General features: G+C 35.8%; 25 protein-coding genes. 12 read left to right on the forward strand and 13 right to left on the reverse strand.

Annotation, left to right across the window (positions count from 1 at the left end; all coding sequences use genetic code 11):
- Positions 1-5 precede the first annotated feature (5 nt).
- Positions 6-1,955 carry a hypothetical protein gene (locus MOO47_RS05180; protein WP_249512407.1) on the forward strand — a complete coding sequence of 650 codons (1,950 nt, stop codon included), beginning with the start codon at positions 6-8 and terminating at the stop codon, positions 1,953-1,955.
- A 52-nt stretch (positions 1,956-2,007) separates the two neighbouring features.
- Here MOO47_RS05180 and asnB read toward each other — a convergent pair whose 3' ends face one another.
- Positions 2,008-3,966 (reverse strand): asparagine synthase (glutamine-hydrolyzing), encoded by a 1,959-nt coding sequence (gene asnB, locus MOO47_RS05185; protein ID WP_249512408.1) that lies wholly within the window; start codon positions 3,964-3,966, stop codon positions 2,008-2,010.
- Positions 3,967-4,122: 156 nt separating this feature from the next.
- Here asnB and MOO47_RS05190 point away from each other — a divergent pair, with 156 nt between their 5' ends.
- The gene (locus MOO47_RS05190; RefSeq protein WP_249512409.1) at positions 4,123-4,389 is read left to right on the forward strand and encodes an SWEET family sugar transporter; all 267 of its coding nucleotides are present in this window, start codon (positions 4,123-4,125) and stop codon (positions 4,387-4,389) included.
- Positions 4,390-4,426: 37 nt separating this feature from the next.
- Here the strand turns inward: MOO47_RS05190 and MOO47_RS05195 are convergent, their stop codons facing one another.
- A complete protein-coding gene (locus tag MOO47_RS05195) occupies positions 4,427-5,299 on the reverse strand; it encodes an aldo/keto reductase (protein ID WP_249512410.1) in 873 nt (290 codons plus the stop codon).
- A 51-nt stretch (positions 5,300-5,350) separates the two neighbouring features.
- Positions 5,351-5,821 (reverse strand): nucleoside 2-deoxyribosyltransferase, encoded by a 471-nt coding sequence (locus MOO47_RS05200; protein ID WP_249512411.1) that lies wholly within the window; start codon positions 5,819-5,821, stop codon positions 5,351-5,353.
- 94 nt (positions 5,822-5,915) lie between these two features.
- On the opposite strand from MOO47_RS05200, the gene MOO47_RS05205 reads away from it, so the two are divergent.
- Entirely contained in the window at positions 5,916-6,794 is an 879-nt protein-coding gene (locus MOO47_RS05205; RefSeq protein ID WP_249512412.1) for an RluA family pseudouridine synthase, read from the forward strand.
- A 198-nt stretch (positions 6,795-6,992) separates the two neighbouring features.
- On the opposite strand, the gene MOO47_RS05210 is transcribed toward MOO47_RS05205, so the two are convergent.
- The 8 genes from MOO47_RS05210 to MOO47_RS05245 all read right to left on the reverse strand — a co-directional run bounded on the left by MOO47_RS05210 (position 6,993) and on the right by MOO47_RS05245 (position 12,202).
- Positions 6,993-7,298, reverse strand: coding sequence for a DUF4176 domain-containing protein (locus tag MOO47_RS05210; protein WP_249512211.1), 306 nt, complete (start codon positions 7,296-7,298; stop codon positions 6,993-6,995).
- Positions 7,299-7,319: 21 nt separating this feature from the next.
- A complete protein-coding gene (locus tag MOO47_RS05215; protein ID WP_249512413.1) occupies positions 7,320-7,643 on the reverse strand; it encodes a DUF4176 domain-containing protein in 324 nt (107 codons plus the stop codon).
- A 16-nt stretch (positions 7,644-7,659) separates the two neighbouring features.
- Entirely contained in the window at positions 7,660-8,280 is a 621-nt protein-coding gene (locus MOO47_RS05220; RefSeq protein WP_249512414.1) for a hypothetical protein, read from the reverse strand.
- Positions 8,277-8,954 (reverse strand): hypothetical protein, encoded by a 678-nt coding sequence (locus MOO47_RS05225; RefSeq protein WP_249512415.1) that lies wholly within the window; start codon positions 8,952-8,954, stop codon positions 8,277-8,279. Before MOO47_RS05225 ends, MOO47_RS05220 begins: the two co-directional genes overlap by 4 nt.
- A gap of 269 nt (positions 8,955-9,223) precedes the next feature.
- The gene (locus MOO47_RS05230) at positions 9,224-9,634 is read right to left on the reverse strand and encodes a hypothetical protein (protein ID WP_249512416.1); all 411 of its coding nucleotides are present in this window, start codon (positions 9,632-9,634) and stop codon (positions 9,224-9,226) included.
- A gap of 2 nt (positions 9,635-9,636) precedes the next feature.
- Positions 9,637-10,383: a hypothetical protein gene (locus MOO47_RS05235; RefSeq protein WP_249512417.1), complete on the reverse strand. Its 747-nt coding sequence runs from the start codon at positions 10,381-10,383 to the stop codon at positions 9,637-9,639.
- Positions 10,310-10,792 (reverse strand): hypothetical protein, encoded by a 483-nt coding sequence (locus MOO47_RS05240; protein ID WP_249512418.1) that lies wholly within the window; start codon positions 10,790-10,792, stop codon positions 10,310-10,312. The genes MOO47_RS05235 and MOO47_RS05240 overlap by 74 nt, the downstream gene beginning before the upstream one ends.
- 312 nt (positions 10,793-11,104) lie before the next feature.
- Positions 11,105-12,202, reverse strand: a complete 1,098-nt coding sequence (locus MOO47_RS05245) for an SLC13 family permease (protein WP_249512419.1) — start codon at positions 12,200-12,202, stop codon at positions 11,105-11,107.
- Positions 12,203-12,373: 171 nt separating this feature from the next.
- Here MOO47_RS05245 and alsS point away from each other — a divergent pair, with 171 nt between their 5' ends.
- The 4 genes from alsS (at position 12,374) to htpX (ending at position 16,307) form a co-directional block, all read left to right on the forward strand.
- Entirely contained in the window at positions 12,374-14,047 is a 1,674-nt protein-coding gene (gene alsS / locus MOO47_RS05250) for an acetolactate synthase AlsS (protein ID WP_249512420.1), read from the forward strand.
- A 9-nt stretch (positions 14,048-14,056) separates the two neighbouring features.
- Positions 14,057-14,764 carry an acetolactate decarboxylase gene (budA, locus tag MOO47_RS05255; RefSeq protein WP_249512421.1) on the forward strand — a complete coding sequence of 236 codons (708 nt, stop codon included), beginning with the start codon at positions 14,057-14,059 and terminating at the stop codon, positions 14,762-14,764.
- 67 nt (positions 14,765-14,831) lie between these two features.
- Positions 14,832-15,386 (forward strand): LemA family protein, encoded by a 555-nt coding sequence (locus MOO47_RS05260; RefSeq protein WP_249512422.1) that lies wholly within the window; start codon positions 14,832-14,834, stop codon positions 15,384-15,386.
- A 12-nt stretch (positions 15,387-15,398) separates the two neighbouring features.
- A complete protein-coding gene (htpX, locus tag MOO47_RS05265) occupies positions 15,399-16,307 on the forward strand; it encodes a zinc metalloprotease HtpX (protein WP_249512423.1) in 909 nt (302 codons plus the stop codon).
- A gap of 41 nt (positions 16,308-16,348) precedes the next feature.
- Here the strand turns inward: htpX and MOO47_RS05270 are convergent, their stop codons facing one another.
- Positions 16,349-17,011: an HAD family hydrolase gene (locus MOO47_RS05270; protein ID WP_249512424.1), complete on the reverse strand. Its 663-nt coding sequence runs from the start codon at positions 17,009-17,011 to the stop codon at positions 16,349-16,351.
- A 47-nt stretch (positions 17,012-17,058) separates the two neighbouring features.
- Here MOO47_RS05270 and MOO47_RS05275 point away from each other — a divergent pair, with 47 nt between their 5' ends.
- Genes MOO47_RS05275 through MOO47_RS05285 form a run of 3 tightly spaced genes read left to right on the forward strand, consistent with a single transcriptional unit; the run spans position 17,059 to position 20,499 of the window.
- Complete coding sequence (locus MOO47_RS05275; RefSeq protein ID WP_249512425.1) at positions 17,059-18,021, forward strand: SGNH/GDSL hydrolase family protein; 963 nt, start codon at positions 17,059-17,061, stop codon at positions 18,019-18,021.
- 11 nt (positions 18,022-18,032) lie between these two features.
- On the forward strand, positions 18,033-19,688 hold the full coding sequence (locus tag MOO47_RS05280; RefSeq protein ID WP_249512426.1) for a putative polysaccharide biosynthesis protein: 1,656 nt from the start codon (positions 18,033-18,035) through the stop codon (positions 19,686-19,688).
- A gap of 25 nt (positions 19,689-19,713) precedes the next feature.
- Positions 19,714-20,499 carry a hypothetical protein gene (locus MOO47_RS05285; RefSeq protein WP_249512427.1) on the forward strand — a complete coding sequence of 262 codons (786 nt, stop codon included), beginning with the start codon at positions 19,714-19,716 and terminating at the stop codon, positions 20,497-20,499.
- Between the two features lie 214 nt (positions 20,500-20,713).
- Here MOO47_RS05285 and galE read toward each other — a convergent pair whose 3' ends face one another.
- Positions 20,714-21,709 carry a UDP-glucose 4-epimerase GalE gene (gene galE, locus MOO47_RS05290; RefSeq protein WP_249512428.1) on the reverse strand — a complete coding sequence of 332 codons (996 nt, stop codon included), beginning with the start codon at positions 21,707-21,709 and terminating at the stop codon, positions 20,714-20,716.
- 174 nt (positions 21,710-21,883) lie between these two features.
- Between galE and MOO47_RS05295 the strand changes: the two genes are divergently transcribed.
- Both MOO47_RS05295 and MOO47_RS05300 read left to right on the forward strand, forming a co-directional pair.
- Positions 21,884-23,236, forward strand: a complete 1,353-nt coding sequence (locus tag MOO47_RS05295) for an NCS2 family permease (RefSeq protein ID WP_249512429.1) — start codon at positions 21,884-21,886, stop codon at positions 23,234-23,236.
- A gap of 96 nt (positions 23,237-23,332) precedes the next feature.
- On the forward strand, positions 23,333-24,493 hold the full coding sequence (locus MOO47_RS05300; RefSeq protein ID WP_249512430.1) for an MFS transporter: 1,161 nt from the start codon (positions 23,333-23,335) through the stop codon (positions 24,491-24,493).
- The last annotated feature ends 150 nt before the right edge of the window (positions 24,494-24,643 follow it).

The raw sequence follows: 24,643 nt of genomic DNA on the forward strand, positions 1-24,643 counted from the left end.
TGTCCATGCTACAAAGGTTTTATCGAATTATCCTGACTTTATTTTGTATTCCATTAATAATCGGGATTATTACCAATGTTTTTACTAAGCGTTATTGGCCGCTAACGCTAATTTTATTGGTGCTCCTAGGTTGTTGGCTATTTTGGCGACCCAAAGTGGCGAGATATTGTCAAACGTTAAGTAATAAACAAATTAAATGGCTAGTTGCGGTTGCTTTGAGCTTGATTTTGTTAATTCAACTTTTTTCTTTAAAAGAACTGCCAGTCAGTGTCTACCACGATCCTTACCGTGTTTTGTATCAAGCTCAGCGTCTGAGCCAAGGTAGCCACAATTGGGGCGAAACGACATATTTTTGGCATTATCCGACCAACGTGCCAGTGACTTGGATTCTAGCAGGCTGGTTATATATAACTGCCAAAATAGGCTTAAGTACAGTTTGGGCCATGAATTTAATTAATTTATTGCTGTTAGATTGTTTTATTTTGGTATCTGTAAAGCTGATATATCGGTATTCCATTAGTAGATTAGGTCTATTGGAATACTTATTTTTCTTGATTGTCAGCAGTTTTAGTTATACTTATTATTTAAAAGTATTTTATACAGATATGCCTTTGTTGTTAGCTTTGATAGTAGATTTTTATATCTTGCTGTCGTGGTCAAATAGTTCTACTAAGAAAAGAATTTTAGCAGTTATTGTGTTATTAGCTGTTAATATTTTTGCACAATTAGCGAAAAGTAATTTTGCGATAATTGCTTTGGCGGTAGTTTTAGTTGTTGCTTTATTTGCTAAGAAACAGCGTGCTTCTATTCATAGACTTTATCAGCCTTTACTTGCCATTGTGTTGGGGTGTTTGTTGGCATTACCGACGGGCAAAATTATGCAAAATCAAGTAGGTTTTCACCATAATGAGCAATATCAAGTTGCGTTGACTCATTGGATTCATATGGGGTATAATCCGCAAACCCACGGTATTTATTCCGGTGATGATGTGCATAATTTTATGAAGCATAAAGATCCACAGGATCAAAAGCTTTATTTAAAACAACAATTAAAGAATCGTTTACAACATTTAGGACCGTTAGGAATTGTTAAGCAATGGTTTGCCAAAACTAGTTCACTTTTGAATATTAATTCGTGGATATGTGCTTATAACGGTGGTTTCATCAAAATACCGCGTGGCTACAGCGCAGTGCAGGCATTCTTGCATTATTGGGGTGTCTTAATGAACCAACTTGGCTATATTATCTTATTTAGCGCAGCATTGATTGTAACGCTGAAAAATTTATTTAAAAAGACGTCCCCCAATTTAGTTAATTGGTTAAGCTTGATTACTGCAGGTGGTTTTTTACTATTTTATATTTTGATTTGGGAAGTAAATAATCGTTATGGACAAGTTTTAATCCCGTTGTTGCTGGTTTATTTATGCACTGCAAAACAGACACCGCAACTAGCCATTAAATGGCGCAAAAGTTCTGTATTGACAGTCGTAAGTTGTTTAGCGGTGATCTTTGGCATTTGCTTGGTGGATGATTTACACGCCAAACCACAGAAAATGTCAGTTGCTACACAAACTAGTCAATTATCGCATCAGTTTAAATTTAAAACGCCAGAATTTAGGCAGATTAGTCTGATAGAACAACAGATTACCCTTAATCACGCCGTTAATAATTTTACTTTACTGATTCCTAAACGTGCCAACTATACCACTACTTTGCAAAACACAAAAACTAAAAAATATTATCCTGTTCCAATGACGTATCCTTTAGCCAGCAATCAAAGCGTAATTCCCGCGGGAACTTATAAGTTGCAGCTGAAGACGATTGATCCACAGAATAAAATTAGAGTAGTTTTGACCAGTGGACTAGGGCTAAAAATAGCTCAACAAGATGTATTGCTTGATAACAAGCCTTTACATCATACTTCACTAGTTTATAAAGCTTCTTATGACAGATAAATTTTAAATATGTAATTAAAAAAAGCAGCAGTTTTCAAAACTGCTGCTTTTACTATACCAACGTACCATTGGCGATAAATTTTTGCACGTCAGGTTGTACATGGCAATATTTTTCTACAGTCTCATCAAAGTCAATGAAGTACAATTTGTACCAGGTTAAGAAAGTATAAATATTCCATATTTGCCGCCGTGCGTCAATGTTCTTTTGATAATTATCATCCAAGATAGCAATGATTTTAGCTTGATCAAAAATGTCAGCGACCCAATCTTCACTAAATAAATCATGAACTTGTTGATAGTACTTTTCTTCCCGCAACCAAGAAGTGATTGGGACAGGGAAACCTAATTTTGGACGATTAGCCCAGTCTTCTGGCAAATGTCGATGAGCGGCTTTACGAAAAGCAAATTTTGTATCGTGATTGTTTAACAACATCCTTGATGGAATGGAATTGGCTAATTCTGCGACCGCTTTATCCAAATAAGGCACCCGCAATTCCAAAGAGTGTGCCATTGATATTTTGTCAGCTTTTTGCAAGATATCATTTATCATAAAATGATGCAAATCAATATATTGCATTTGCTTAACATCTTCAGCATTTTCAACTTTCGCAAAATCTTTTTGGTAAATGCCGTTAACAGTTAAATCATTTTGGTAATCATTTTGCAAAATATTATTAGCTTGCTGCGAAGTGAAAATCGTAGGCTGATCGAGATCGTAAATTAATGATTCACCAACATAATAGTCCGAAGGCTTGGCATTGCGGGTATAAAGATGAACTTTTCCCGGGAAATTTGGTAATTTTTTGATACCCTTAGCCAAAGTATAGCGAATGTTCCGCGGTAACTTATGCAAACCACCAGCAAATACTTTGACGACACTATTATGTGTGTGCATGCCATAATTGACGTACCCAGCGAATAATTCATCTGCACCTTCGCCAGACAAAGCGACTGTCACTTTTTTACGGGCCAAGCGACATAAATACCATAAAGGAATGACCGATGGATTACTGTCTGGTTCGTCTAGATGATACTGCATTTCTGCAAAATCACGAAATGCTTCATCACCATCTACCGTTGCTAGATTGAAATGTAATCCTTCTTCATCGGCTAATTCTTTAGCAACGCTAGCTTCATCATAAGGACCATTATCAAAATTGACGCTAAACACTTCTTGCGGGCGCAAAACAGAAGTTACATAACTTGAATCAACACCCTCTGACAAAAAACTACCCACGGGAACATCAGCAATGTTGTGCAATTTAACTGAATTCATGACTGTATCATCAATTTCGTTCACAGTTTTATTCAAAGAACGTTGGTGGTTAATATTATATTTAGCATCCCAATATTGATGTGTCTGAAAGTTATTATCATGCAATTCAAACCAATGCCCTGCCGGAAAACGATAAACATCTTTGAAGAATGTTTCATCCAAATCATTATATTGGTTCATCAAAAAAGGCTTCAAAGCTGTCTTATTGAGTTCCTTTTTAAAATGTGGATGCTTCAAAAAGGATTTAATTTCTGAACCGACAATGAATGTTTCATCTTTGTGATAGTAATAAAGGGGTTTAATTCCGAAAAAGTCGCGAGCTCCAAAAAGAGTTTGCTTGTTGCTGTCCCAAATTAGATAGGCGAACATACCGCGAATTCGATCCAGGGTGCCTTGCATACCCCATTCTTCATAACCGTGCAATAAAACTTCGGTATCTGTTTGGGTCTTGAAATCATGTCCCGCTTGAATTAGTTCAGTTCTTAAAGTTTGATAGTTGTAAATTTCACCATTAAAAGTTATTAAAATTGAATTGTCTTCGTTATAAATTGGTTGGTGACCTCCCTTGAGGTCGATAACACTTAGTCGGCGAAAACCCAAGGCAACTTGATCATTTGTGTAAAATCCACTGCCTTGGAGATTAGGACCACGGTGTTCGATCATTTTCATCATGGACTTGATGGTTGTTTCTTTGTCTTCAACAGCCGGGTCACTAAATGCAATAATGCCGCACATTAATTATTCCTCCTATACCATAATAAATTAAGTTTAATGAATGAATTGAAGTGTGTCAATTTGATTAGATCTAGTAATGCTAAGTTTTATTATTTTATTTGTTTGCTAAGATGTGTTTATACTATCTATAATAATTAACTACTAGGAGGAGTTACTTTGCATAATAATAAAAAAGTTCAACTTTTGGGAACTGTTGCCGCTGTTGTCTGTGTATTGATGTATGTTTCCTATATTCCACAGATTATATCCAATTTTTCTGGTAATCCTGTCCAACCCTTGCAACCATTAGTGGCCATGATTAATGCCACTTTATGGGTTACTTATGGTTGGCTATTGAAGCCTAAGTCTTGGCCAGTGATTATTGCTAATTTTCCTGGTGTGATTTTTGGCTTAGTAACGTTTGTGACGGTTTATATCCACTAAAAAAACTTGCTGGTTATAAGCAAGTTTTTTGTTTGCATTAATTTTTAGGGTAGATAGTTTTAGTTTCATTCAAGTAAGCCTGATCAGAAGGATCATGACCATTTGGCTGGTTTTTATCTAGTTGTTTAATTTGTTGCATCTGCTCAGCAGTCAGCTCAAAATCAAAAATATCAAAATTTTCTTGCAGTCGATTTTGATGGACTGATTTTGGGAAAATGATTCGTCCAGATTGAATATGCCAGCGCAAAACGACTTGTGCGATACTTTTGTGATGTGCAGCGGCAATTTTTTGAAGCACTGGTTCAGTTGATAAATCATTGCTGCCTTGTCCTAAAGGACCCCAAGCTTCTACAGCAATATTTTGCTCAGCTAAATAATTAGTTAATTCCGGACGTTGATAATAAGGATGCAGTTCAATTTGATCCACTGCCGGCGTCACGCTACCGCGCGTTAAGATATCTTGTAGATGTGATGGTAAGAAATTAGAAACGCCAATTGCTCTAATTTGCTCATCATGATACATTTCTTCCATTGTAATCCAAGCTTTCGCATATCCTGGAGCTGGCCAATGAATTAAATAAAGATCTAAATAGTCAACACCAAGGCGTTTACAAGAATCTTGATAAGCTTGTTGTGGATCGTCAAAATCCGACGGCCATAATTTGGATGTTAAAAACAAATCTTGGCGGTCAATTTCAGCATTGTTGATAGCTTCACCAAGCCATTTTTCATTGCCATATATCGCTGCCGTATCAAAATGGCGATAGCCAATTTCTAAAGCCCAATTAAAGGCTGCCATAAACTGCTTTTTGTCTTGCATTTTAAAGACGCCTAAGCCCAATTGGGGAATTAGAATATCATTATTAAGCGTTACTGCAGGCACTTTTGTCAAAATAATTCCTTCTTTCATTCAATTTATAGTTATGATAAATCAAATAAAGCTGGAAAGGTTGTACTAAGTTTAGATGATGTCACCTTGATACAGCTTAGTAGGTAATAAGTTAAAGTCGTAAGTTTCCAGTTCCGACGTTGTAGTCAAATAAGCTTTAATCCCCTTGACGAGCATTAGATTCAAACCTTCAGTTTGTACATCATCTTCGCAAAACATAATTACTGGTTTTTGGCTGGCTAACATGTAACCCATTTCCCAAGCTGTACCCGTATCTGGATTTTGATTGTCCCAAGAGATGACCGCTAAATCGGCTAGATTCATGGCTGTTACATCGTTGTTATAAGTTTCATTAGCCCATTCATAACTACCAAAAATACCATCTGGATCGTGGTCAATGCTGGCATTTTTGTATTGATGATCTCTAGGACTGTGGATGTAGCCAACAGTTTCGTTATTTTTTAAGGCGGCTTCCACGCGATCTAATAGTGCGATTTGTTTCGGGTTGAAGAACCCACCTGCTAAATAAATATGCTTTTGCAATATTATTCTCCTTTGTGAACGTATTTCTGTTACAATTTTATTCTAAAATATTAATAAATCCTAGTGTTTAATCCTAGTTTAGTTAGGTAAATATATGAAGATAACATTTTTAATTAATGAAACACAACCAACCACTTTAAAAAAATTTTTACAGCGGCAGGGAATTAGTCATCGTTTATATCGCAAATTAAAAAATGATTTGCGTAATTTTCGGGTGAATGAGAAGTTAGTTGATGGCACGCAACTGGTTCACGATAATGATTGCTTAGAATTATTTTGTCCGCCAGAGCCCAGTGATTCCAATGTTGCTATTAGTAGTCAAGCTTTGGAGATTGTTTACGAAGATGCTAACTGGTTAGTTGTCAATAAGCCAATTTTATTGAGCTCAGTGCCGGGCCCCAGCAATCGTGTGGATACTTTAGTTAATCGAGTGAAGGGTCATTTGATATCACAAGATAGTGAATATTTGGTTCCCCACGTTATAACGCGCTTAGATCGCGATACACAAGGCTTAGTACTGATTGCTAAAAATTTATTAGCCAATAGTTTAGCCAATCAGCAGTTAGCCCAACATCAAATTATTAAATATTATTATGCGCTTGTTGCTGGGCAGCTATCCAGCGATCATCAGCTAATTGATGCACCGATTGGACAAGTTGATGGTCAAATCGCTCGTCAAGTAATTGCCACTGGACAGCCTTCCAAGACAGAATATTGGGTGATGGAGCGTTTTGACGATTGTACTTTGGTGAAAGTTCAATTGCACACAGGACGTACGCATCAAATTCGGGTTCATTTTGCTAGTTTAGGGCACCCGTTAGTTGGCGATCGCCTGTATGGTGGACCGCTAATTAGAGGCTTTAAGCAGCAAGCTTTGCAAGCTTATCACTTATCATTTTTTGATCCGTTACAGCAGCAACAATTGACTTTTACATTGCCTAATAAATTAATAGCACACCAAAAAAGATCATAATCTGATGTGTCCCAAATTTGAGACAGCTTAGTAACTTAGGATTGATTGTCGGTAATTATATCGGCATCAATCCTTTTAGTTACTTGACGCTAGCCGTGGCGCCGAGTTAATTGAGATATTCATATGTCTATTTTAGATGATTTGACCATAAAAAATGCACCTCCAAAATTGTCTGAATTTGGGGATGCATTTTTTTTACTAATCATCAACCGACAATTTGTCGTAGCCGGAAGCTTGAACTAAATCTTCGTAATTATCCGCAAATTCCAATTCTTCATCGTCGCGGTAACCGAGAAAAATTAATTCTGCGATATCTTCATGATTGAAAAAGCACAGTTCATTACTATCCTGCAAGCCCGCTGGATAAATTACGGAAGAATAGTCAAAATAACCGGTTTGTTCTTCAGTTTCGTATAAAGCAGCGCGATTAATGATCATGACGGGAGTGCCGTTGCCATTTTTGAGGGTGACGATCGAGCCAATTGGTAAAATTTTATCTTGCATAGTAAATTCTCCTTAGTAAATTTATTTTGTTGCCAGATCTTGCACCGTTAATTTGTGGTGAGTATCATCTTTTATCATGGTGTCGTAATTTTGTTCAAATTCTAATTCTGCTGGATCGCGATAACCTAAGAAAAGTAAATTGGCAATATCTTCGCGATTGAAATAATATTTATCATCACTCGGATCATCCAATCCTTCAGGGTAAAGCACAGCTGAATAATCCAGATAACCTAGACATTGCTCCTTTTCGTAATATAACGGTGTGCGATTGACGATCATGACCGGCGTATTACCACTGTTTTTGAGAGTGACGATCGAGACAATTGGTAAAATTTTGTCGTTCATTTGGTAGTTCCTTTCGTTAAAATTCCAAATTATATTTATGCGTAACTAACTTGCGGGCAATACCGATCCACAGTAAATATTCCCACAAGGCGGTCCAAAAAATAAAGAAAAAAGAATCCGCAATGAAATAATATAAGCTGGTTCCACTGATAAACATACATAATAATAAGATATCCATTGCTAGTGCCGCTAATATAAATAAAGGTATAACCAAACCCGTATGCTTTGGTAAAGACTTTGCATTCTCTTTACGATCTTCATGACAGTATTTTTTCAGCAATTCTAAATCTGTAAAATTAGCTTGCAATAGCTTGCCACTTTCGGCTTGCTTGCCAAATAAATAGTACATAACTATCATTAATACCACTGCCGAACCAAGATAAATTAATATTACTTTACCCATATTTGGTGTTTGAATTAACGGCTTAATATGATAGCCAGTTTCTTCGATATAATGCTTTGTAGAATAATCTTTGGCGGGCATGACTCCCAAAAAAGTTAGTACTCCAATAGTAATAATAAGTGCTTTATTAATCGTTTTAGGTTCCTGATACTCACTAAATTTTTTAGTTGCAAAGTCGTACATGATATAAGAATTAGGTGTTTTACAAACGCGAATGTGCGCAAAGACTGTCATTTGTTAACTCCGGTGTTTTTGGCTTCTCTTTTGCAAAGATGTTTTTCAATTAAAAGACGCTCTATATATATTATCAACATATAAAAAATAGGCACAAAACCACACCACGTCAAGAATATGAGAGCTCCAGCAACAAATATACTATCATCATATATTGCAAATATATTGAAAAAGTTTAGAAAGAGAAAACCGCATACAAAAGTAAGCATTATAATACTAAATAATTTAAAATTAAATTTTTTAGAATATATATTTTTTTCCTTGATCTTAAACTGTTTTATATAAGCTTGACGTAAAAGTGTAAAAGCTTTTCTGAGATCTGTATCGTCTAAATCTTGGTATAACTTTCCCGATCTTTCCAATTCATTTTGGATTAACATAGAAAGTAAAAATCCGCCAATAACAATTGAAATAAGATACCACATTGCTAATTGTGGAAAATTAGAATATCTGATTAGAGGTATCGTTTTGGCAGTTTCTCGTCTGAAAACTCTCACAAATGCCGCCAAAGAACTAGAAACTCCAGAAACAGCTATACAAATAGCTAATACTTTAATAACTAATTTACTAGGCTGTTTTGGCTTGTGGTAGCCGATAACTTTGTGTGTGGCAAAATCGTACATAATTCGCTTATTTTCATTGTCGCAAATCCAAACGCGTGTTAATAATGACATAATTATCCTTAATTTTGATTTTTTTGAATTCTTTTGTTCAAGCCTATTTCTACTAACTTTCTGTAAATCGTTACAATTAGTGTATATGTCATAGGTACGTATCCGAACCAAAATAGAATAAAGACTGCTAGTACTATCAAGAAATTTTTATCATATAATTCCACACTGCCAAAAAGTGATAATGCTAAAAATCCCAGTATAATAGCCAATATATTGATTAAATTTAAGATGACTTTGAATTTTGTAGAATCAGTATCTTGAATATTAATTCAAAAAGCTTTTTTATATCTTTTTCTGTTCAGACTAAAGTATCTTTTCAGCTCTAGATCACCTACGTGCTGATATGGCATTCGTCCTGCACGTTCGATTTCTCTTTGAGTAAGCCAATACATAATTAATCCGCCAACTAATACTGAAATAAAATAGTATAAAAGAACCTTAGTTAAATATGGTTGCTTAATTAAAGGATCCATTTTAGTTCCAGTGTGCATAATAATACAAGAAATTCCCGCTAAAGCACTGGAACCACCAGAAATAACTATACAAACAGCCATTAATTTTATAAATAATTTACTGGGTTCTTTTGGTAAATTGTAAGCAAGAAGTTTTTTAGTTTTAAGATCATAGACCAATCTTTTTTTATCTAGATCTGCTATCCAAATGCGTGTTAATAATGACATATTTACCTTCGGTTTTTATTTACTCTAGTATCTAGTCTTTTTTTAGCAAAATATCTAAATATTGAGACAATATTGCCATAAATAATAGCTGCTGAGCAGAACAAAAGTAATGGTGAGATACTCAGGATTTTGTTTAAAATTGTTGTAGTCACGCACATTAATAGCATAATAAATAATATTAAATATGATACTAAAAATATCAGTATATATTTATATTTAAAATTATTATTGAATATTTTAGACGTTATTCGCCCCTTAATTCCTAAAGATTTTTTGTATTCTGAATCCAGTTTATTTAAAGCTTTGCTTATTTGTTCGTTGTTTAATTCGTAATTTACTTGTCCAGCGCGTTCCAATTGTTGTTCTGATATTATGTGAAATAATATAGTTCCTAAAATTGCCAAAAATAAATAAATTAGAAGTATTTTCCAGAAGTAAGGCTGATCCTTCAGTGGTTTAATCCGCGGTGAAGTTACAGCGGAATAATGAATGGTTCTTCGGGAAGAACCGCCAAACCAGATTGCGATTCCAATTACTACAGTAAACACATAAAAGAAGATTACACTAGTTTTCTCGGGCTTTTTGTAACCTAAGACTTTTTTAGCATGTACATCATAAATTACGCGAACGTTATCAAGATCAATAATAAAAATTCTGGTCAAAATAGACATAAAATCACCCAAATAAATGAAAGTGCTTATCAGTTTTATCGTTAATGGCTGAACCAGCAGAATCACCAATCCAACCACCAATGATATCACCAGCGACAGATCCTATAGCAGCTCCTGCCTCCGTTCCCAATCCTGGAAATACAACAGTTCCGATTGCGGCACCCATGGCAGCACCGACTTCTGTACCAGCGCTAGAACCTAAAGCTGTGGTTCCGGCTGTAACTGCTAAATGTTCGCTAGCATAAGCGGCTGACGATAAAGCGCTGTGTTTACGATTCAGATTTTGAAAATCGTCTACCCAATCAATGGCATCACTAATAATTCCTAATCCTTTGCCAATTTTAGAATCCTCTATAGCATTAGCTCTGTGATATTTATTAGTCATTTCTAGGTCATTGCTAACTTGACTGTGTCCATATAATTTTATATTACCTCTACGTTCCGCTTGATAGAGATGCTTAGTAAAGAATTTTTTGAGCGAATTCATAGAATATAAGTACCATATAAACTTAGCATTAAATTGTTATTTTGCAATAGATGATTTTTAAGTTGACTAAAGTTTTGCTATTTGAGGGTTTTATTTATCATTGATATTATTTAATTTTCACTGCTGTATGTGTCTTAAAACGGTACACTTTATCATGACCGCGTCATAGTCCATATCCGGAGCGATGAGTTAATTCTTCAGGGTTAAGATGATCATGTGTCCACAAATAATAAAAATCCATTTTATCCTGTTTAGATAATTTAACTATAAAAAATACACCTCCAAAATTGTCTTAATTTTGGGGATGCATATTTAAACCAGTAAAAAGCCGATAGTTCCTAAAATAGCTAGTAAAACAACATTTAAAGCAAAGGAAATTTCTAAAAAACGTAAGGCTCCTTTTTTATTGGTGAAAAAAACATATTGCTTATAGGAAAGTAGGTTTGCCATGGAAGCAATAATTGTCCCCAAACCGCCGATGTTAGATCCTAATAAAATGGGATAAATATGATGGGTAAACTTAGCGATAAGAATTGTGGATGGCACATTACTAATGAATTGACTGAGCCCTAAAGAAGTCAGGTAAGTAGAATGTTCTTGAGCAACCAAACGATTGATAGTATCAGCAATCCAAGGTGAGCGACTAATGTTGCCTACAGCAATAAAAAAACAAATAAAGACTAAAATTGTTGCGTAATCGACTTGTTGCAAAATTTGCGGCTTAAGCCAACAAGCGAATAATAAAGCAATTATCACTGCACTGAAAGTCGGCACTACCTTAAAAATACCCAAAAAAATATAGATCGTTAATATCAAAGTAGCCATAATTTTCTTATAGTTGATCTCAAGGGGCACAATTTTTACTTCAATGGGTTTAGATTTAGTTAAAATTAAAGTGATAATTAAAAGCAATACAATGCCAATGAAAGTTATTGGCGTCGTCATCTTAAAAAAACTGAGCGGTGATAAATTGTAATGTGATAGTAAGAATAGATTATGTGTATTGCCAAAAGGTGTAAAGGCACTGCCTAAATTAGCGGCAATGGTGATTAAAACAATCGTTAAAGTGCGGCTCAATGGGACTTTTTTAGCAATTTTAAAAAATAAAGGGGCAATGATCAAAATTGTGACATCATTAGTCACAAACATAGCACTAAAAAAAGCCAGCAAAACCAATGCTAGCATCAGTTGCCGGGTATTTTTGGCTTTAGAAGTTAAATTAGTTGAAATGTATTGCAATAAACCAACGTTTTCTAGTACTTGGACGAGAATCATCATTGCTAAAAGGGAAAAAATTGTATGAAAATTAATATCAGAAATTTGGGGACTACTCACTAAGGTTGATAAAATGGCAGCAGTAGCGGAAATCCAAAGCATCTTATCAGTGAAAATATTTTTTAACAGGGCCATTTAGAAACCTTCTTAACTTATAATGCATAACTATTACAGCACTTAATATTGTACTTTAAAATTATTTTATAATAAAGAGTTAATTATTGCTGTAAACTTAACTTTTATGACTTTCATATCAAATTTATTCCTAGTATACTGTAGTAAATTTTTATATTTGGAGGGAACAAGATGACAACTAATTCTGCAGCTTCGGCTTTAGTTGAAACAATGATTAATTATGATATTAAATATGTTTTTGGCATTCCAGGAGCGAAGATTGATAAGTTGTTTGAAGAATTGGAGTACAATCAAAGTCCTAATAAACCACAGCTAATTATTGCTCGCCATGAGCAAAATGCGGCTTTTATGGCGGCAGCTGTAGGACGTTTAACCGGTAAGCCTGGGGTTGTATTAGTAACTTCTGGTCCTGGAGTTGCTAATTTAGCAACAGGCCTTGTAACAGCAACTTCAGAAGGTGATCCAGTTATTGCTTTGGGTGGTCAAGTGCAACGTGATGATTTAGCGCGTTTGACGCATCAAAGTATTCCCAATCAGGAATTATTAAATCCAGTTACCAAGTATAGTGTAGAAGTTCAAGATCCTGATAATTTATCTGAAGCCTTTGCTAATGCCTATCAAGAAGCTTTAGCTGCCAAAAATGGTGCAGTTTTTATTTCCATTCCGCAAGATGTTATTGATGCCAATGTTAAGCGTGAGGTGATGGTTAAAAGTCCGTTAGTCGAGCAAGGAGTGCCCGCTAAAGATCAGTTGAAGTCTTTTGTGCAAGAAATCAAACAAGCGCAGATGCCCGTTATTTTAGCTGGCATGCGTGCTTCACAACAAAAGGCGACACGAGCTTTGCGTACTTTATTACATGATGTAGCTTTGCCAATTGTAGAAACTTTCCAAGGAGCGGGCGTACTATCGCGTGATTTGGAAAATTTATTTTTTGGACGAGTAGGTTTGTTCCGCAATCAAACTGGTGATACGTTATTAAAACAAGCTGATCTAGTTATCACAGTTGGTTATGATCCGATTGAATACGAAGCGCGTAATTGGAATAAAGAACGCCAAAGTAAAATTATTCATTTAGATAGTGTAGTACCAGAATTAACGCAAGAATATCAGCCAGAATTGATTTTGCAGGGTGATATTGGTGATACATTATTAGCTTTGCGAGAAATTTTAAAGGGTGATTATGCCTTGTCTACTTCTACCAAAGAGCATTTACTTGCAATTAAAAAAGAATTTGACGATAAAGATGTGCCACCGACAACACAAAGTAATCAAGGTTTACATCCGTTAACTATTGTTAATGAGTTGCAACAACATGTTTCTGATCAAATGGTAGTTACTGTTGATGTTGGAAGTCATTATATTTGGATGGCGCGCCATTTTCGCAGTTACGAACCGCGCCACTTGTTGTTTAGTAATGGGATGCAAACTTTAGGTGTAGCTTTGCCTTGGGCTATTGCGGCATCGTTATTGGATCCTAAGCGTAAAGTGGTTTCAGTAGCCGGCGATGGTGGTTTTATGTTTTCTAGTCAAGAATTGGAAACTGCAGTTCGCTTGCATTCTAATTTGGTTCAATTAGTTTGGGTGGATGGTTATTATGATATGGTGCGTTTCCAAGAGCAAAGCAAATACGGGCAAGAAGCTGGTGTCAAATTTGGACCGATTGACTTTGTGAAATTTGCCGAAAGTTTTGGCGCAAGAGGACTGCGTGTCGATGAGCAGCATGATTTGTCGACGATTTTGGATGAAGCTTTTGCTATCTCGGGTCCGGTAGTTGTGGAAATTCCTGTTGACTATTCGCAAAACTTCAAATTAAACCAAAACTTATTAACAGATCAATTTAATTAGGAGGGCAAGATGAATTCAACTTTATATCAACACGGTACTTTAGCGCTATTAGTTCCTGGTTTATTGAAAGGTACAATAACTATGGGTGAACTTTTAAGCCATGGCAATACGGGTATTGGTACGGGCGAAGGTTTAGATGGTGAACTTGTCATTTTAGATGGTACGCCTTACAAAGTCGGTGGTGATGGACAAATTGTACAAGTTCCAGCGACTTTCACAATGCCATTTGCCAACATCCATCAAGCAGATTATCAAACATTAACTTCTTTGACTAATTCAAATAGTGCGGCTACCTATCAAACAGTATCTGAGCAAGTGCAATCTCCCAATACTTTTTATTCGGTTCAGATTAAAGGTCTTTTCCAAGCTGTTAAAACTCGGGCAGTTAATAAAGCTTCACGACCTTATCCGACTTTGGTGCAAGCTTCTCAAGCACAATCTGTTTTTCAACAGGAACAAGTAGCAGGTACTTTAGTGAGCTATTATTCGCCGGAAGTTTTCCACGGAGCAGCTGTGGCTGGTTTTCATAGTCATTTCTTAGCCGACGACTTATCAATCGGCGGACATGTTTTAGATTTTACGGTGGAACAAGCCGCTGTCACTGTACAGATTTTTGATACGTTGCAACAACATCTACCTGTTGGCGACATCGATTATATGCAGCATGATTTTTCTGCGGATAATGTAGCACAAGATATTAGCACTGCCGAACAGTAATTTTAACAAAAAATTAAATAAGCTTAAAAGTTATGTTAAAATGTTAGTAAAAATGAAGGAGAATTATATGTCGACCACAATGTGGATTATTTTAGCGATTATTGTTTTGGTGGTTATTGCCTATATTATTTGTTATAACGGTTTAGTGCAAAAACGTAACCAAGCGCAAGAATTCCAAAGTCAGATCGACGTGCAATTAAAGCGCCGGACAGATCTTATTCCCAACTTAGTTGAGACGGTTAAAGGTTACGCTGATCATGAAAAGCAAACGCTGGCTGATGTTGTTAAATTACGTAATTCAGTTATTAGTGCTGATTCTTTATCAGAAAAAGTGGCTGCCGATAACAAATTAACAGGTGCTTTGCGGCAAGTGTTCGCACTTGCTGAGAATTATCCGGATTTGAAAGCTAATCAAGAATTTGGCAAATTGATGGAAGAATTAACTAACACGGAGAATAAGGTGGCTTATGCTCGCCAAGCATATAATAGCTCAGTGCAGTATTACAACACTGCTACAGAAACTTTTCCTCGCAACATCGTGTCTAGTATTCATCATTTCCGTAAAATGAATTTCTTAGAAGTTCCGGAAGCTGATAAGCAAGCTCCGCAAGTTAAATTTTAAGGAAATTAATTGATGTTATATCAACAAATTGCTAGTAATAAAAGAAAGACTTATTTAGTTTTTGCAGTATTTTTTACAATTTTAGCGACTATTGGTGCAGTCATTGGTTATTTGTTTTTTGATTCTATTGGTAGTGGTATTGTTATTTCATTGGTGATTACGGTCATTTATGCATTATTGATGTATTTTAAGTCTACTAGTTTAGTTATGCAGATGAATGGGGCCACAAAAATAACAGCCAGTGATCAAGCTCCAATGCTATGGCACATTGTTGAAGATTTATCATTTGTCGCTAAAATACCACAACCGGATATTTATATCATTGATGATCCTAGTCCCAATGCTTTTGCGACGGGACGCGATCCTAAACATTCGGCAGTAGCTGTAACTAGTGGATTATATGATATGATGGATCGTCAAGAACTAGAAGGTGTTTTGGCGCATGAAATATCCCATATCCGCAATTATGATATTCGCGTTTCTACGATTTCGGTAGCTTTGTCATCCGCGATCGTTTTCATTTCTTCTATGCTAGCTAATATGTACCGTTGGAGTTGGTTGTTTGGTAGTAATGATCGCGACGATGATGATTCACGTGGCAATATAATTCGTTTAGTTTTGTGGTTAGTAGGCTTGGTCTTTGCAATCCTCGGTCCTATGATTGCGACAATTGTACGTTTAGCAATTTCTAGAAATCGGGAATATTTGGCAGATGCTTCCGGTGTAGAGTTAACGCGTAATCCGGCTGGATTGATTGGTGCTTTGCATAAATTGGCAGATAATACGCAACCGATGCAGCAAGTAGATGATGCGAGTGCAGCTTTATATATTACTAATCCACTTAAGCATCAAAATTTTGCACATTTATTTGATACGCACCCTCCTTTGGCAGATCGAATTAAGCGTTTAGAAAAAATGTAATATAAAAAAACACATCGCATTAGGCGATGTGTTTTTGTGACTTATAAAACTTTTAAAACATCTGCAGGCTGTTGAAAAAGATATTCTGCGTCAGAAAAATCATCTTTTTCATTAGCTCCCCAACCGGCTAATCCAAAAGCAACATTGGCACCGTGTGCACTACCAATATCGCTTCTTGAGTCGCCGATAAATAGGGTCTCAGAAGAATTAGCTTGTAATAATTGCAAAGCCTTTTTTGTTGGCTCAGGATCAGGCTTTGGATTATCAACTTGATCGGCGGTCACTGCTTGATTGAAAAAACTATTGATCGCAGTTTGTTGAAAAATCGCCTTAAATTCTTGTTGATCTTCAGAAGTAACAATAATTAAATTAATCTGCCGTGCTTTCAATTGCGCCAATAGTTCAGGGATGCCGTCAAAAGTTTGGACTTCATTAATAAACTCAAAAGCATTTTTCATGACACTTTGGGCTGCAGTAGCATGTTGCTCTTCTGGAATGTTAAAGCCATTAAAAACTTGTTTTGCCGTACTAGAGAAAGCAAATTCTAACTCGGCGATGGTTTTATCAATTTGATAATCATCTTTTAAAGTTTTTTGTAAAGCTAATAAGCCAACTTCCTTAGTTTCTAGTAGAGTGCCATCAACATCAAAAATAATATTTTTAATCATCAAGATCATTCCTTTAGTAAATGATATAGTAATCATTATAATATTATTGTTCCGTTAATGGTAATAGTCATAGGAGGATAATTATGAAATTACAAAAAACATCAGCTAATTTTGATATTGCGGGGTTATACTTTGTCGGTCGCTGGGCCCATACTGAGCATGGTATGTACACTAGTAATTTAGGTGCACAGATTTTTACACAATTAACGGATTGCGCACAAATTGAATTTGTTTTTTCCACTAAAGCTAGCTTAGAAGATACTTGGTTAGCCTATCAGATTGATGATGAATCCTATCAGCGACAAAATTTGACTGCTGGTAATTTGAAAATTATCTTGCCCGACAAAAAAGCACACTCAATTCGCGTATTTTATAGTGGTTGTGATGTTGAAAATAATTTATGGAAGCGTCATGAAGGTTTATATTTTGATAAAATAATTGCTGATAAATCTGCTAAATTAACACCTGTGAAGCCAGTCAATGAAGCAATTGCCTTCATTGGTGATTCGGTTAGTGCTGGTGTGCGTGTCAAAGGTACACAAGCTGGTTCAGATACTTGCTCAGAATTAAGTTACGCAGCCCAAGTAGCTAATTACTTTGATGCATCAGATATTCGTATTGCTTACCCGGGTGCTTCAGTGACCCATCCTGGAAAAGGTAGTGTACCTAAAATTGCTTTGACCTTAGATAAAATAGATGTCAGTCATTTATGGCAACCAATTCCTAGTGCTGATGTAGTAATTAATATTGGTACGAATGATCAAAAAGCTAATGAACAACTTTTTAGAGTAGATTTTGAAGTTCTAATGCAAAAAATAAAATTATTATATCCTACTAGTCGTTTATGGGTAGTGATTCCTTTATCGCAATTACATGCACAAGTAATTCGCGAAGAAACCAGAGAATACGCAAATGCACAAGTTATTGAAACCAAAGATTTAGATTTAGTATATACTGACGGATTGCATCCCGATGTTGCTAGTTCGAAAACATTTGCAAAATGTGTCATAGATTCTATACAGACTAAGCGCAAACCAGAATATTAGGAGTTTATAGCATGACTAAACAAGAAGCTAATAGTGACAATAAGTTGAAACAAGATTCTTTATTGTCAGGTTCGGCTTGGATTACGGCTAGTGGCATTGTTTCGCGAGCCTTATCAGCACTATATATTATTCCTTGGAATATTTGGATGGGTTCAGCAGTCGTGGTTGCGGCAGCGAATGCTTTATATGGTAAGGTTTACCATATTTACGACTTCTTTTTATTAATTTCCACAGCAGGTTTACCAAGTGCGATCTCCAAACAAATTTCGCATTATAATGCGCTGGGTGAGTACGAGGCTAGCAACCAATTATTTAAGCAGGCTTTGAAAGTTACGGCATTAATTGGAATTTGTTTTGCGGCTTTGATGTATTTCGGCGCTAGTTGGGTAGCAACTTTATTTACGAATGGCGATCCGCACAGTATTCCTGCTATTAAAGCCTTGGCGATTGCAGTTTTGTTGTTGCCGACTTTAAGTATTATGCGTGGTTATTTGCAAGGTCATGCTCAAATGGGACCGTCGGCGATCTCAATGATGTTAGAGCAATTGGCGCGCGTCGGTTATATGCTGTCGATTACGTATATTATTATGCAAATTAAACATGGTAATTATGTGGATGCAGTTACTAAATCAACATTCGCTTCATTTGTTGGTGCTACAGTATCTATCTTGTATTTGCTATATTGTTTTTGGCGCCAGCGACATACCTTTGCTGATTTAGCTAAAAATGGCAAGCACGAAATTAGTTTTACGGCGCGTGATTTCACGAAAGAAATTTTGCTTCAAGCTATTCCTTTCATTATTATTGATTCGGCTATTACGGTGTTCAATTTATTTGATCAATCAACTTTCAATCCTATGATGCGCAGTTTTATGACTATTTCGCAACAGCAACTAGATTATTATTACTCTTTATTCGGTTTTCAAGCTAACAAATTAATTATGGTAGTCGTTTCATTAGCGACAGGCGTCGTATCTTCTTCCATACCACTAGTTTCATCGCTATACACTACTAAAAATACTAGTAAAATTAAGCAACAAATTGTCAGCATTTTGCGCTTGTTTGGATTTTTCATGGTTCCTGCAGCTTTAGGTATGTTAGCAGTATCAAGACCTTTATGGAGTTGTTTTTATGGCTATGATCAATTAGGTGTTAAAATCATGCAATTGTCTTGTTTGATGGCACTATTGTTTGGATTTTTCATGGTTTTAGCAGCGATTTTGCAAGCTTTATACCGGAATACTTTAGCAATTAAGTATTTAGTCTATGGTTTTGTTTTGAAAATTATCATCCAATGGCCTTTAGTTTACTTGTTTCATGAATATGGACCGATTGTGGCTACGATCATTGCAATGATTTGGATTTGCTATTTAATGTTAAACAAAATCCATGAACTGTATCCCTTTAATTTGCGCGATTTTATCTTGAATGATTTGCGTAAAATAACTGTAATTGCAATCTTAATGACTATTGTAGTGTTGTTGCTAGATTGGATTTTATATGCAACTAATCAACATGTTGGACGTATTATGAGTACTGTCTATTTGCTGATTGAAGTAGGACTGGGTGGCATAATTTATGGTTATTTAGTTTTGAAAACTAGATTATTGGATCAAGTATTGGATTTGAATGCGCAAAAATTGCGTCAACTGCTCCATATTAAATAATATGCAAGGCAAAAAGAGGTAAATTATGATTCAAGTGCAAGATGTCACTGTTAGTAATGGTAAATTGGTTTATTATTTTGAAGATAATCAGCAAACTAAAAATACGATCTTTTTGCCAGATATGACGCAAAGTGTGAATAGTTGTTTGCAAATAATGATTTATAATGGCTTAACTAATAGTTATGCGTTAGATTTTCGCTATCATGGGCTATCTTCGGCACAAGGTGCTTATGATTTAAATAGTTTAGCGTCAGATTTGACAGAATTTATCCAAAAAATAGCTTTGACTAATTATCAAATTGTCGCCGCTGGTAATGCAGTTTGGGTAGTGGAGCAAGCTATTTTGCAATATCAAATTCAGCCACAAAAAGTTGTAGCATTAGATTCAGATTTTATTACTGATAATACTTCAATTTTGGATGCTGATTTTGCGGATTACTCCACTCTACTAGCAACGAAAAAACAAGCTATTAATCAACAAGCAGCAACTTTAGATTTGCAGGAATATCAGCAGCAGATGATTTTAAATGCTCAAATGGCGGACTATCATAAAGTTGAGCAAGCATATCAATTATATGTAACAACTACAAAACAGCAAGAGTTCAATGCTAGTTTACCTAGACGTAGTTTTAGTAGTTTAGCAATGCCAACTACACTGTTGTTGACCAAAGCTTCCCAGCAAAAAATTGTGACACAGAAACTAACGCCAACTCAACGAAAAAGTTACGCAGCCTTTGAATGTTATGTTATTGATAAAACACCACATGAACTTCTGTGGTATGCACCGCTAACAGTTTTAAATTTTATCTAAGCAAACAAAAAAACCACTCCTAAGAGTGGCTTTTTTAATTTAAATATTGAGGGGGGATTCAAGATTTAAATATTTGAGGGGGGAGAAGAGAAGTATTGTTAAATACCTCATCAACTTACAAAACATATTCTAAAGCTTAACTGTGAATCCTTGACTACTAAAATGTGAATTATTTATGAAATAATATTAAATTAATGGTAAATATAACTTAATACTAATCGTTGTATCCATTAGGATGCTTTTGCTTCCAAGTCCAAGCGGTTTGTACAATATCGTGAATATTATCATATTGTGGTTGCCAACCCAAAATTTTGCGAGCACGGCTACTATCAGCCACTAAAATATCTGGATCGCCATCTCGGCGTGGGGCAATTTTAGCGGGGATTTCTTTGCCGGTAACTTTTCTAGCCGCTTCCACAATCTCTTTTACAGAAAAACCGGTACTGGAACCGAGATTGAAAATATCACTGGGATTACCAGCAATTAAATATTTCAAAGCTAAAATATGTGCTTTTGCAAGATCTAAAATATGAACATAATCACGTACATTAGTACCGTCAGGCGTATTATAATCATCGCCATAAATTTGCAAAGTGGCTTGCTGACCAATGGCAGTTTTCAAAACAATCGGAATCAAATGTGTTTCCGGAGTATGATCTTCACCCATCGAACCATCAGCCATCGCTCCTGCAGCATTAAAGTAACGCAAAGCTACGTATTTGATCCCATAGGCTTGATCTACCCACTTCATGATTTTTTCCATCATTAACTTACTGTCACCATAAGGATTGATTGGATCCTTAGGCGCATCATCTGGAATAGGTGTTTTTTGGGGATTGCCAAAAGCGGCAGCTGTCGAGGAAAAAATCAAATATTTAATATCCTGATCGCGCATTGCTTCTAATAAGGCAATCATGCCGATGACATTGTTGTCAAAATATTTCAGCGGATCCTTGACTGATTCCGGAACGATAGAAAAAGCATCCATATGAATTACAGCAGTAATATCTTCTTTTTGAAAAACTTGCTGCAAAAATTGTTTATCACGCGTATCGCCCTCGTAAAAACGAGCGGCAGGGTTAATTGCTTTTTGATGACCAGTAGAAAGGTTGTCTGCAACAACTACATCATAATCTTCATCAAGTAACTGTTGTACCATATGCGAACCAATATAGCCGGCACCACCCGCCACCATAACTGTTTGTTTCATTGCCAAAACCCCCTTAAATTTACTTAATTATAGCATTGATCAATATTTTTGAGTAAAACACGAACATTAATTAATTTATCAATTAAAATATTAGTAAAAAATACTTTAAAATGTTAAATATTACTGTATAATGAATGATGTTCTTTGAAATAGTTAACATTATGGAGGAAAACCATGGGAACAAAATCCAACAAAGTTAGTCAAGATAATATTTTAGAACGAATTTTTAAGCTAACTGCTAACCAGACGAATATTCGCCAAGAAGTGGTTGCTGGAGCAACTATTTTTATGGCAATGTCTTATATATTATTTTTAAATCCAACTGTTTTGGGCGCTGCAGGGATGGACAAGGGTGCTGTATTTGTGGCAACTGCTCTAGCAACAATCGTTGGCTGTGTGGCAACCGCTTTTTTGTCTAATTATCCGATTGCGATTGCTCCTTCTTTAGGTAGTAATGCCTTTTTTGCTTATACAGTGGTTCAAGGTATGAAGATTCCTTGGCAAACAGCATTGGCAGGGATATTTGTAGCTGCATTGCTGTTTTTACTGGTAACTCTTTTTAAAATTCGTGAAAAAATTATTGATAATATTCCAGCAGACTTAAAATCTGCGATTGCTGCCGGCATCGGTTTATTTGTGGCTTTTGTTGGTTTGCAAAATGGTGGCTTAGTTCGAGCTAGCTCTTCCACTTTATTAACTATTACAGATTTTCATGATCCTACTGTTTGGTTAACCGTATTTGGTTTGATTTTCACTTTGATTTTGATTTGTTTAAAAGTCCCAGGTAATATGCTTTTGGGAATGGTCGGAACTTCAATTGTCGGGATTATTACAGGCTTAATTAAAATGCCACAAGCTGTGGTAGCGCCAATTCCGAGTCTGAAACCGACTTTTGGGCAAGCTTTATTTCATCTGCAAGATGTTTTTAATCCGCAAATGATTATAGTTATTTTGATTTTCTTTTTAGTTGCTTTCTTTGATACTACGGGTACTGTAGTTGGTTTAGCTGAACAATCAGGCTTGATCAAGCGCGGTGGAAAAGTTCCGCCAAGATTAAGTAAAGCTTTATTGAGCGATTCTTTATCTATGATTAGTTCTTCTGTTTTTGGTAGTTCACCGACAGCAGCCTATGTTGAATCTTCTACCGGAATTGCAGTGGGTGGGCGCACCGGCTTGACTTCTTTGACGGTGGCAGGATTGTTTGGTGTTAGTTTGTTCTTCTCGCCATTGTTAGCTGTAGTTACTTCGCAAGTTACAGCACCAATTATGATTATTGTAGGTGCTTACATGATTACAGCAGTTGGCAATATTGATTGGAGCAAATTTGAAAGCTCATTTCCGGCGTTTGCGGTCATGGTTGGTATGCCACTGTTTTATGATATTGCGTATGGTTTTGCTTTTGGCGTAATTTCGTATGTTTTGATTATGGTTGCACAAAAAAAGGGGGAACAAGTTAGTCTAATTATGTATATTGCTGCAATCATTTTCTTAATATTATTGGTTGCTATGAATCAAGCACATTATTAATAACTAAGCCTACTAATCTTTTGGTAGGCTTTTTTTGTGGCTTTGAAGTAATTGTTTTGTATTATACAATGGAGTGAGTTTGAAGCTGGAGGAAATATGAAAAAACTGCATTTAAAGCCTTTATTAATAGTTGCCTTTTTAAACGAAACAGCCTATAGCATGATGTGGCCTTTGGCGACGATCTATATTCATGATATATTGCATAAATCGTTGACAATAGCGGGAATTGCCTTACTACTTTTTTCCACGGCTAACGTTATTGGAGCGGTAGTTGCCGGTAAATTATATGATCGCTGGAATCAATTCTGGTTAACGATTGGCGCCATGATTGGATGCATAATAGTTTGTATATTAGGGGCTTTTTTCGTGGATTGGCCCGGATATGCACTTGTTTTGACAGGTTTTGGTTTTGTGACTGGTTGGCTAACTACGGCAGTAAATGTATATGGTACGTTGATGAGCGGTCGTTCCACTACTAAGATCTTTAATGAATTATATTTAGTTTTGAATTTAGGCTTAGTAATAGGTACTATGGCGATCAGTGAAATTTTTAAAAATTCAGTTGTGCCAATTTTTATTTTAGTTACCATAATTTATATCGTTTCCTTAGTAGTTTTGTTGTTTTATTTTCCACAGCAACGTTTGGAATATACTAGCTTTCAAGCTGACAAAAAAGTTGCGAGCCAGCCAACTAAGCGACTTGATTCACGGATATTAGCCGTTAGTTTTTTAAGTTTGGTAATTATGTGGATGATGTATACGCAGTGGGAATCTAATTTTTCAATTTATTTGTTGGATAATGGTTTTAAATTGCGCTTTTATAGTTTGCTTTGGGCGCTCAATGGCGTGGTTATTATCATTGTGCAATTATTATTAGCCCGTTGGCCACAATTAATTAGTAAATTGAAAAATCGCATTATCGTGGGATTACTGTTTTTGGCAATCTCGTATTTCGTCACTTTAGCGACCAATAGTGTTCTTTTGATTTGTGTCGGCATGATTTTATTGACGATCGGCGAAGCTTTTTATGTACCGACAGTGCCCGCTTTGATTAATGCAGGCACACCTGTGGAACAAAAGGGGCATCGGCAAGGATTGGTTAATGGTTTTTCTTCCATAGGTCGCGCGATTGGTCCCATGTTTGGTGGCTTGATTGTTGATCATGCGTCTTTTAAAGTATTATTCATCGTGGCTGGCTTTGCACTTTTAGCGATCACTTTGTTGAATTATTGGGCAAGTAAAGGAATACAAGAATGAAAATTTTTGGTGTATAGTGGAGGACGTTTGATATTCATTGCTTGATAAATATCTCTTTGAATAAAATTATATATTTACAAAACTTATGAATACGTTTACAATTCTAAACTGTAAATTAATATTGGAAATGATAGGTTTTTCTTTTTTGTA

The sequence above is a fragment of the Bombilactobacillus thymidiniphilus genome, from assembly GCF_023380245.1.
Classification (GTDB): Bacteria; Bacillota; Bacilli; order Lactobacillales; family Lactobacillaceae; genus Bombilactobacillus; species Bombilactobacillus thymidiniphilus.

Coding starts and splice junctions, on each gene's coding strand:
- MOO47_RS05300 (WP_249512430.1), top strand. CDS start 23,333: ATGAAAAAACTGCATTTAAAGCCTTTATTAATAGTTGCCTTTTTAAAC.
- MOO47_RS05295 (WP_249512429.1), top strand. CDS start 21,884: ATGGGAACAAAATCCAACAAAGTTAGTCAAGATAATATTTTAGAACGA.
- MOO47_RS05225 (WP_249512415.1), bottom strand. CDS start 8,954: ATGTCATTATTAACACGCGTTTGGATTTGCGACAATGAAAATAAGCGA.
- MOO47_RS05195 (WP_249512410.1), bottom strand. CDS start 5,299: ATGAAAGAAGGAATTATTTTGACAAAAGTGCCTGCAGTAACGCTTAAT.
- alsS (WP_249512420.1), top strand. CDS start 12,374: ATGACAACTAATTCTGCAGCTTCGGCTTTAGTTGAAACAATGATTAAT.
- MOO47_RS05275 (WP_249512425.1), top strand. CDS start 17,059: ATGAAATTACAAAAAACATCAGCTAATTTTGATATTGCGGGGTTATAC.
- MOO47_RS05260 (WP_249512422.1), top strand. CDS start 14,832: ATGTCGACCACAATGTGGATTATTTTAGCGATTATTGTTTTGGTGGTT.
- MOO47_RS05280 (WP_249512426.1), top strand. CDS start 18,033: ATGACTAAACAAGAAGCTAATAGTGACAATAAGTTGAAACAAGATTCT.
- MOO47_RS05205 (WP_249512412.1), top strand. CDS start 5,916: ATGAAGATAACATTTTTAATTAATGAAACACAACCAACCACTTTAAAA.
- htpX (WP_249512423.1), top strand. CDS start 15,399: ATGTTATATCAACAAATTGCTAGTAATAAAAGAAAGACTTATTTAGTT.
- MOO47_RS05245 (WP_249512419.1), bottom strand. CDS start 12,202: ATGGCCCTGTTAAAAAATATTTTCACTGATAAGATGCTTTGGATTTCC.
- MOO47_RS05180 (WP_249512407.1), top strand. CDS start 6: ATGCTACAAAGGTTTTATCGAATTATCCTGACTTTATTTTGTATTCCA.
- MOO47_RS05240 (WP_249512418.1), bottom strand. CDS start 10,792: ATGAATTCGCTCAAAAAATTCTTTACTAAGCATCTCTATCAAGCGGAA.
- galE (WP_249512428.1), bottom strand. CDS start 21,709: ATGAAACAAACAGTTATGGTGGCGGGTGGTGCCGGCTATATTGGTTCG.
- MOO47_RS05210 (WP_249512211.1), bottom strand. CDS start 7,298: ATGCAAGATAAAATTTTACCAATTGGCTCGATCGTCACCCTCAAAAAT.
- MOO47_RS05220 (WP_249512414.1), bottom strand. CDS start 8,280: ATGACAGTCTTTGCGCACATTCGCGTTTGTAAAACACCTAATTCTTAT.
- MOO47_RS05270 (WP_249512424.1), bottom strand. CDS start 17,011: ATGATTACTATATCATTTACTAAAGGAATGATCTTGATGATTAAAAAT.
- asnB (WP_249512408.1), bottom strand. CDS start 3,966: ATGTGCGGCATTATTGCATTTAGTGACCCGGCTGTTGAAGACAAAGAA.
- MOO47_RS05230 (WP_249512416.1), bottom strand. CDS start 9,634: ATGTCATTATTAACACGCATTTGGATAGCAGATCTAGATAAAAAAAGA.
- budA (WP_249512421.1), top strand. CDS start 14,057: ATGAATTCAACTTTATATCAACACGGTACTTTAGCGCTATTAGTTCCT.
- MOO47_RS05215 (WP_249512413.1), bottom strand. CDS start 7,643: ATGAACGACAAAATTTTACCAATTGTCTCGATCGTCACTCTCAAAAAC.
- MOO47_RS05285 (WP_249512427.1), top strand. CDS start 19,714: ATGATTCAAGTGCAAGATGTCACTGTTAGTAATGGTAAATTGGTTTAT.